The organism is Rubrivirga sp. (genome assembly GCF_049648075.1).
In the GTDB taxonomy this organism is placed as follows: Bacteria; Bacteroidota; Rhodothermia; order Rhodothermales; family Rubricoccaceae; genus Rubrivirga.
This window is the reverse complement of the sequence record NZ_JBARYR010000667.1, coordinates 1-2,207: the sequence shown is the minus strand read 5'-3', so window position 1 is coordinate 2,207 and position 2,207 is coordinate 1. Positions and strand designations below refer to the sequence as shown.

General features: G+C 69.1%; 3 protein-coding genes. All 3 read right to left on the bottom strand.

The window, feature by feature from the left end; genetic code table 11:
* Window positions 1–519, bottom strand: a 519-nt coding sequence (locus WBA11_RS17930; RefSeq protein ID WP_424522001.1) for a hypothetical protein, incomplete at its 3' end; no start/stop codon positions are given.
* Between the two features lie 2 nt (window positions 520–521).
* A complete protein-coding gene (locus tag WBA11_RS17925; protein ID WP_424522000.1) occupies window positions 522–974 on the bottom strand; it encodes a DUF305 domain-containing protein in 453 nt (150 codons plus the stop codon).
* Between the two features lie 80 nt (window positions 975–1,054).
* The coding region (locus tag WBA11_RS17920; protein WP_424521999.1) for a multicopper oxidase family protein at window positions 1,055–2,207 on the bottom strand (1,153 nt) is incomplete at its 5' end.

The window sequence follows — 2,207 nt, the reverse complement described above, 5'->3', positions numbered from 1 at the left end:
CTCGTAGCCGCGGAGCCGGGCGTAGGCCGCGATCTGGTCGTCGGTCATGGCGTCGCGCATGGCGAGGTGCGTCCGCAGGTGGACGGCGCGGAGCCGGGCGTGGGCCGCTGCCGCTATGGCGACGGCGCGCTCGACGTCGTCCGTGGTGGCCGTCCCGGACAGGAACACGGCATCGAGCGACCGCTCCGCATCGATCAGCTGGCGGCCGAGGGGGATGGCCTCTTCTAGCATTTCGGCGCGGAGTTGCTCGGCCGTCTCGCGCTGCTCGTCGGTGAGCAGGAGCGGCTCGGCCAGCTCGAGGACGTGGAGCGGGCCGGGGTAGCCGTTGACCTCGGCCGGGCGTGCCATCCCGAGACCTGCGCCGGAGAGGAGCCCCTCGGCGTCGCTCGCCGTCAGGCCCGAAGGGACGCGCGAGTTGTGCTCGCCGGGAGCATGGTTGTGTCCGGAGTGGTCGTGTTGCGCACTGACGCCGGTGGCGAGCGCGGTAACGAACGCGATGGCGAGGACGATTCGGAACATGGCTACGGGGTCTCTAGGCTATCGATCAGGGCTTCCATCTCGGCGATCTCACGGCGCTGGGCGTCGATGATTTCGTTCGCGAGCTGGCGGACGCGAGGGTCGGAGATCTCGGCGCGCTCGCTGGTCAAGATCGCGATGGAGTGGTGCGGAATCATCGCCTTCATCCAGGCCACATCTTGGACCGTCTCTTGGCTCCGAACCAGCCACATCGAGGTCGCGAACAGGACCGCGCTGCCCACGAAGATGGCCGCGTTCACCCGTTTGGCTTTGTACATGTCGAGCATGAACGCTAGCATGACGACGGCCATTGCCGCACCCATGTAAAGGGCCATGAAGCCCTTCGTGCTGCTCCACCAAACGTGGTCGGCGGTGTAGACGGTCGAGTACATCAGCCCGAACATGACGAGCGTCGACGTGATGATCATGGCGGCGAAGCGCCCGTACGAGGGGTTCATGGGACCGGAGTTGTGGGGGGTAGAAGGGGCGTCCTCGAGGCCGATCCCGCCCGCGACGGTGGGATCCCCCTCGAGGTCGGCTAGGTGATCTGGACGCCGTCGCGGGCGGCGCGCTCGGCGGTGACGGGGCGGGCCTGCGTCCCCGGTGGGTTGTCGTACCAGCCCGGGAACCGGTCGACGTCGACGGGCCGGGGCCGGACGAGCACGTTGGTGTACATGCCGCCCATCGTGATGTAGCCGTGGGGGCCGGCCTGCCCGACCATCGGGATCGAGTTCTCGGGGACCGCCATGTGGCCGGCCTCGACGTGGGCGCCGTGCTCGTCCATCCCATTCTGGCCCATCGTTTGGTAGCCGGGCGCGACGGGCTGGACGGCCCGATCGAGACGCTGGCCGTCCACGCCGACCGTGTTGGGGACGCCGTGGCCCATCTGGTTCATGACGTGGTGGGTCATGTGGCAGTGCATGGCCCAATCGCCGAGCGCGTCCGCGGTCCACTCGACGGTCCGGGTGCTGCCGGTCGGGACCAGGACGGTGGTCTCGGGCCATTGGCCGGCGGGCGGGATCGGGCCGCCGTCGGTCGCGACGAGGTTCCAGTAGTGGCCGTGCAAGTGGATCGGGTGGTGGTCCATCGGGGACAGGTTGCCGAAGCGGAACCGGACCCGGTCGTTGTGGCCGACGACGATGGGGTCCGTGCCGGGGAACGCGCGTGCGTTCATGGTCAGGACGTTGAAGTCGGCCATGGCGTTGGGGTCCGGCCTCGAGGTCCCGGGCTCGACCAGCCACTCGTGCAACATGATGGCGACGTCGCGGTCGACGTCGTCGCGGCCTCGAGGGTGGACCACGAACATGCCCGTCAGCCCAAGAGCGATCTGGGTCATCTCGTCGTGGTGCGAGTGGTACATGAACGTCCCGTTCTGGCGGATCGGGAACTCGTAGAGGAACGTCTCGCCGGGCGAGATCGGCGCCTGGCTCAGCCCGCCGACGCCGTCCATCCCGCTCGGCAGGAAGAACCCGTGCCAGTGGACCGTCGTCGCGACAGGGAGCCGGTTCGTGACGTAGACGCGGACGCGGTCGCCCTCGACGGCCTCGAACGTCGGCCCGTGGACCTGGCCGTTGTAGCCCCAGCACGTCGCGGTGAGGCCGGGCGCGAACTCGTGCTCGCCCTCTTCGGCGGTCAGGTGGTAGACCCACGCGCCGTCGTCGGCGCGGCGGCCGGTGAGGGCCGAGCCGTTG